This is a genomic window from Amycolatopsis sp. lyj-23 (assembly GCF_046549135.1).
Lineage (GTDB): Bacteria > Actinomycetota > Actinomycetes > Mycobacteriales > Pseudonocardiaceae > Amycolatopsis.
Genome location: NZ_JAJPWN010000001.1, coordinates 447,750 through 453,277, shown reverse-complemented (window position 1 = coordinate 453,277; position 5,528 = coordinate 447,750). Strand labels below are relative to the sequence as shown.

General features: G+C 76.0%; 1 protein-coding gene. It reads left to right on the top strand.

Annotation, left to right across the window (positions count from 1 at the left end):
• Positions 1–20 precede the first annotated feature (20 nt).
• Positions 21–5,489, top strand: a complete 5,469-nt coding sequence (locus ACLJPY_RS02050; protein WP_410586242.1) for an SDR family NAD(P)-dependent oxidoreductase — start codon at positions 21–23, stop codon at positions 5,487–5,489.
• Positions 5,490–5,528 lie beyond the last annotated feature (39 nt).

The following is a 5,528-nucleotide window of genomic DNA, read 5'->3' as shown; positions in this document are numbered from 1 at the left end:
CGGCGATCGGGAGCGAGACGATGACCAACTCGGAGAGCCAGTACATCGAGGCGCTGCGATCCTCGTTGAAGGAAAACGAGAGACTGCGCCGGCAGAACGAAGAGCTGCTCGCGGCCTCGGCCGACGAGCCGATCGCGGTGGTCGGCATCGGCTGCCGCTACCCCGGCGGGGTCGGCACCCCGGAGGAGTTCTGGTCCGTGCTGGCCGAGGGCCGGGACGTGATCGCCGGGTTCCCGGCCGACCGCGGCTGGGACCTGGCCGCGCTCGGCGCGGGCGCCAGCGCCACCGACGGCGGCGGGTTCCTCGACGGACTCGGCGAGTTCGACGCCGGCTTCTTCCGGATCTCGCCGCGCGAGGCGGTCACCATGGACCCGCAGCAGCGCATCCTGCTGGAGACCACCTGGGAGGCGATCGAACGCGCCGGGCTGGACCCGGCCACGCTCAAGGGCAGCCGGACCGGCGTGTTCGTCGGCACCACCGGCCAGGACTACGCCAACCTCGTCATCGCCGGCCGCGCCGACCAGCGCGTGCTGGCCAGCACCGGCACCGCCGCCAGCGTGCTCTCCGGCCGGCTGTCCTACGCGCTCGGCCTGGCCGGCCCCGCACTGACCGTGGACACCGCCTGCTCCTCTTCGCTGGTCGCGCTGCACCTGGCCGCCACCGCCCTGCGCAACGACGAATGCTCGCTGGCTCTGGCCGGCGGCGTGACCGCGCTCTGCACGCCCAACCCGTTCATCGAGTTCACCCAGCAGGGCGGGCTGTCCGCGGACGGCCGCTGCAAGGCCTACGCCGAGACCGCGGACGGCACCGGCTGGTCCGAGGGCGCCGGCGTGCTGGTGCTGGAGCGGCTGTCCGACGCCCGCCGCCACGGTCACCCGGTGCTGGCCCTGCTGCGCGGCAGCGCGATCAACTCCGACGGCGCGTCCAACGGGCTCACCGCCCCCAACGGACCGGCACAGCAGCGGGTCATCCGGGCCGCGCTGGCCGCGTCCGGGCTGTCCACATCGGACGTCGACGTCGTCGAGGGGCACGGCACCGGCACCACGCTGGGCGACCCGATCGAAGCCCAGGCGCTGCTCGCCACCTACGGCCAGGACCGCGAGACCCCCCTGCGGCTGGGCTCGGTCAAGTCGAACTTCGGCCACACGCAGGCCGCCGCCGGGGTGGCCGGCGTGATCAAGGTCGTGCTGGCGATGCGGGAGAACCTGCTCCCGCGCAGCCTCCACGCCGAGCAGCCGTCGTCCCATGTGGACTGGACGGCGGGTTCGGTCGCGCTGTGCACCGAGGCCACGCCGTGGCCGCGCACCGGCAGGCCGCGCCGGGCCGGGGTGTCTTCGTTCGGCATGAGCGGCACCAACGCCCACCTGATCGTCGAAGAGGCCCCGCCCGTGCCGGCCGAGCCGGAGCCGGCCGCGGCCGGTGATCCGGTCGCCGTGCCGTGGGTGCTGTCCGGCCGGACCGAGGCCGCCCTGCGTGACCAGGCCGCCGCGCTTGAGCACGCGCCGGCCACCCGCGAGGCGGATCCGGCCGACGTGGCGTTCTCGCTGGTCACCACCCGCACCACGCTGGACTGCCGGGCGGTCGTCGTCGGCACGGAACCGACCGAGCTGCTGGCCGGCGTGCGCTCGGTGCGCGAAGGCACCCCCGGCCCGGGCGTGGTCATCGGCCGGCCCGGCAGCGGCGGCGGGCGGGGCGTCGTGTTCGTCTTCCCGGGGCAGGGCTCGCAGTGGGCCGGGATGGGCGCGGAACTGCTGACGCAGTCGCCGGTTTTCGCGCGCCGGATCGCCGAGTGCGAGGCGGCCCTGCGGCCGTTCACCGAGTTTTCCGTCACCGACGTGCTGCGGGGCGGGCCGGCGGCCTTGGACCGGGTCGAGGTGGTCCAGCCGGTGCTGTGGGCCGTGCTGGTGTCGCTGGCCGAGGTCTGGCGCGCGCACGGCGTGCAGCCGGCCGCCGTGGTCGGCCACTCGCAGGGCGAGATCGCCGCCGTCTGCGTCGCCGGCGCCCTGTCCCTCGAGGACGGTGCCCGGGTGGTCGCGTTGCGCAGCAAGGCGATCGCCGAGCACCTGGCCGGGTACGGCGGCATGGTCTCGGTCACCGCGTCCGAGACCGATGTCGAAGCCCGGCTGGAGCGCTGGTCCGGCCGGGTGTCCGTGGCCGCCGTCAACGGGCCCGGCAGCGTCGTGGTCTCCGGCGACGTGGACGCGCTGGACGAGTTCGCGGCCGCCTGCGCCGAGGACGGCCTGCGGGCCAAGACCGTGCCGGTGGACTACGCCTCGCACTCCGCCCACGTCGAGAAGATCCACCAGGAGCTGCTGTCCGCGCTGGCCGCGGTTTCCCCGGGCACCCCGGAGATCCCGTTCCTGTCCACGCTGACCGGCCGCTGGGTGGAGCCCGGCACGCTGGACGCCGGCTACTGGTACGACAACCTGCGCCACCCGGTCCGGCTCGAACCGGCCGTGCGCGAGCTGCTGGCGCACGGCAACGACGTGTTCATCGAGGTCAGCCCGCACCCGGTGCTGGCCATGAGCATCCAGGACACCATCGAGGCCGCCGGCGCCGACGCCGGCGTGCTCGGCACCCTGCGCCGCGACGACGGCGGCCGCACCCGGCTGCTCACCTCGCTGGCCGAGGCCCACGTGCGCGGGGTGCCGGTGGACTGGACCGCGTGCTGCGCGCCCGGCCGCCGCGTCGACCTGCCCACCTACGCCTTCCAGCGGGAGCGCTACTGGATCGAGCCCGGCGACCGCGTCGCCGACGCGGCCGGCCTAGGGCTGAGCCCGGCCGGGCACCCGCTGCTGGGGGCCGGCCTCGAGCTGGCCGGCTCCGGCGGCACGGTGCTCACCGGGCGGCTGTCCGCGGCCACCCGGCCGTGGCTGGCCGAGCACCGCGTGCTCGGCGCGATCACCGTGCCCGACGCGGTGTTCCTGGAGTGGGCCGGGCAGGCAGGCGACCGGGCCGGCTGCGGCACCGTCGCCCACCTCGCCGTCACCCGGCCGCTGGTCCTGGCCGAGGACGAAGCCGTGCAGATCCAGGTCACGCTGGGCGTGCCCGGCGAGGAGGGGACGCGCCCGGTCACCGTGCACAGCCGCACCGGCGACGGCGAAGCCTGGCGGGAGCACGCCGCCGGCACGCTGGCCGCCCACCGCCCGCTGCCCGAGGCGCCGGCCGAGTGGCCGCCCGCCCACGCCACCGAAGCCGACGTCGAAGAGCTCTACCAGGCGCTGGACCGGACCGGCCTGCAGCACGGCCCCGGTTTCGCCGCGCTCACCGCAGTCTGGCGCACCCGCACCGGGCTGTGTGCCGAACTCACTCTGCCCGCCGAGGCCGAGCAGGTCGCGGGCTACGCCCTGCACCCGGCCCTGACCCAGGCCGCCGCCGCGCTGGGCCTGTCCGGGCTCGCCCCGGTCGACGGCCCGGTGGTGCCGGCCCGCTGGGAGGGGGTGTCGGTGTACGCCGAGGGAGCGACCGCGCTGCGGGTGCACGTCACGCCGGTGGGCCCGGACGCCGTCTCGCTGCTCGCCCTGGACGCCGACGGCGCCCCGGTGGCCGAGGTGGATTCTGTTTCGTGGCAAGCATTCCCAGCCGATTTCTTCGCCACCGCCGAGCGCGGGCACCGGGACGCACTGTTCACCGTGGACTGGATCGAACCGGCGTTGCCCGGCGGTGCGCCGGACACCGAAGGCTGGGTCGTGCTCGGCGACGAACCGCTCGGCGGCCTCCCGGCCCACCCCGGCGGCGTGGCCGACTTGGACGCCACCCAGCCGCCTGCTGTGGTGCTGCTGCCGATCGGCTGCGAGACCACCGACGGCGGGCTGGCCGAGTCGGCGCGCCACGCCGTCTCCCGGGCGCTGCGCGAAGTCCAAGCCTGGCTCGCGGCCGGCTACCCGGACGGCTCCCGGCTGGTGCTGCTCACCCGCGGGGCCATCGGCACCCGGCCCGGCGAACCGCTCGACGGCCTGGCCGGCGCCGGGATCTGGGGCCTGCTGCGCTCGGCCCAGACCGAAAACCCCGGCCAGTTGACCCTGATCGACACCGACGGCGAACCCGACCCCGCGGTGCTGGCCGCGGCCCTGCGGCTGGGCGAACCGCAGCTCGCGGTGCGCGAAGGCGTCGTGCGGGTGCCGCGCCTGGCCCGCCCCGGACCGGCCGGGCGGCCCGGCTGGACCTGGAGCGGCACCGGCACCGTGCTGATCACCGGCGGCACCGGCACCCTCGGTGGCGTGCTGGCCCGGCACCTGGTCACCACGCACGGCGTACGGCACCTGCTGCTGACCAGCCGCCGCGGCCCGGACGCCCCCGGCGCCGAGGAGCTCCGCGCGGAGCTGGCCGGGCTGGGGGCCGACGTCACCGTGGCCGCCTGCGACGCCGCCGACCGGGACCAGCTGGCCGCCCTGCTGGCCGGCGTCCCGGCAGCGCACCCGCTGCGCGGGGTGGTGCACCTGGCCGGCGTGCTGGACGACGGCGTGCTCACCGGCCTCACCGAGGACCGGCTCGCCGCCGTGCTGCGGCCCAAGGTGGCCGCCGCGGTCAACCTGCACGAACTCACGCAGGACGCGGAGCTCGACGCCTTCCTGCTGTTCTCCGGCTTCGCCGGCATCCTCGGCAACGGCGGGCAGGCCGCCTACGCCGCGGCCAACACCTTCCTGGACGCACTGGCCCAGCACCGGCGCGCGCTCGGCCTGCCCGGCACGGCACTGGCGTGGAGCCTGTGGGAACAGCGCGGCGGCATGACCGGCGCGCTGGCCGAGGCCGACGTCGCCCGGCTGCGCCGCGAAGGAATCGTGCCGATCGGCACCGGGACCGGGATGGACCTGCTGGACGCCGCCGCCGGCCTGGCCGGGCCGCTGCTGGTGCCCGCCCCGCTGAACCTGCGCACGATGGCCGGCCGCGCGGTGCCGCCACTGCTGCGCGACCTGGTCCCGGCCGGGCGCCGGGCCGCCGGCAACCCCGCGGGCGCGAGCGACGGTCCGGGCCTGGCCGAACGGCTGGCCGGGCTCAGCGCGGGGGAGCAGGACAACCTGCTGGTCAACTTGGTGTGCCGGGGCGCCGCGGCCGTGCTGGGCCACGGCCCGGACGAGGTGATCGACCGCAACCGCGGCTTCCTCGAGCTCGGCATGACGTCGCTGACCGGGGTGGAGCTGCGCAACCGGCTCGCCGCCGAGACCGGGCTGCGGCTGCCGACGTCGATGATCTTCGACTTCACCACACCGTCCGTGCTGGCCGCGCACCTGCGCGGGGAACTCGGGCTCGACGGGGACGGCCCGGCCATCCTGGCCGACCTGGACCACCTGGAAGCGACCCTGTTCACCTCGGAGTTCGACCGGGAGACCCGGGCTCGCCTGCTCAAGCGGCTGGCCGCCCTGCAGTGGCGGCTGGAGGACGGCGTCACCGACACCCCGGAAGCGGGCTCCGGCGACGCCGGCTCGCTCGACGCGGCGACCGACGCCGAGATGTTCGCGCTGATCAACTCCGAGCTCGGCCTCGACTGAGCACCGCGGCAGACCGCCGAAACCGCCCGTGGCTCCCGG

What these genes read in the sequence shown, in the direction of transcription:
- ACLJPY_RS02050 (WP_410586242.1), top strand. Translation starts at nt 21, where the DNA reads ATGACCAACTCGGAGAGCCAGTACATCGAGGCGCTGCGATCCTCGTTG.